1 pseudogene is annotated in these 788 nt (G+C 64.7%); it reads right to left on the minus strand.

Annotation, left to right across the window (positions count from 1 at the left end):
• A pseudogene (locus AC1DKQ_RS22405) lies at positions 1-788 on the minus strand (pyruvate dehydrogenase (acetyl-transferring), homodimeric type); the annotation flags it as partial.

Genomic DNA, 788 nt, shown 5'->3' on the forward strand with positions numbered 1-788 from the left:
ATGATGAACCCGCGGGTCATCTGGTCGGCTGCTGCCCAGAAGGAATCGCCGGTGCGCTGGAACCCGAACATCGAGTAGAAGACGTAGACCGGGATGAGCGGTTCGCCGTGGGTGGCGTAGGACGTTCCGGCGGCGGTGAAGGCTGCCACTGCCCCGGCCTCGTTGATGCCCGGGTGGATCAGCTGGCCCTGGGCCGATTCCTTGTAGGCAAGGACCAAATCCCTGTCCACGGACAGGTAGCCTTGGCCGTCCGGGTTGTAGATCTTCGCCGAGGGGAAGAACGCGTCCATGCCGAACGTGCGGGATTCATCCGGCACGATCGGGACGATGCGGTGTCCGAACTTCTTATCCCGGAGCAGGTCCTTGAGCAGGCGCACGAACGCCATGGTGGTGGCGGCCTGCTGCTTCCCGGATCCTCTCCTGGCAACCTCATAGGTTGCGGGATCGGGAAGCTCCACGGGCACATGGTCCGCCCGGCGTTCGGGGACGAATCCGCCGAGTTCCTTGCGGCGGCCCATCAGGTACTGGATTTCCGGGGAGTCCATGCCGGGGTGGTAGTACGGCGGGCGGTAGAGGTCCGCTTCGAGCTGGTCGTCCGTGATCGGGATGCGCAGGTGGTCGCGGAAGGCCTTGAGGTCCGCGAGGGTGAGTTTCTTCATCTGGTGGGTCGCGTTGCGGCCCTCGAAGTGCGTGCCCAGCCCGTAGCCCTTGACCGTGTGGGCCAGGATGACGGTGGGCTTGCCCTTGAACTCGGTGGCGGCCTTGTACGCGGCGTAGACCTTGTTGTA

Source organism: Arthrobacter sp. 05L421, from assembly GCF_056397785.1.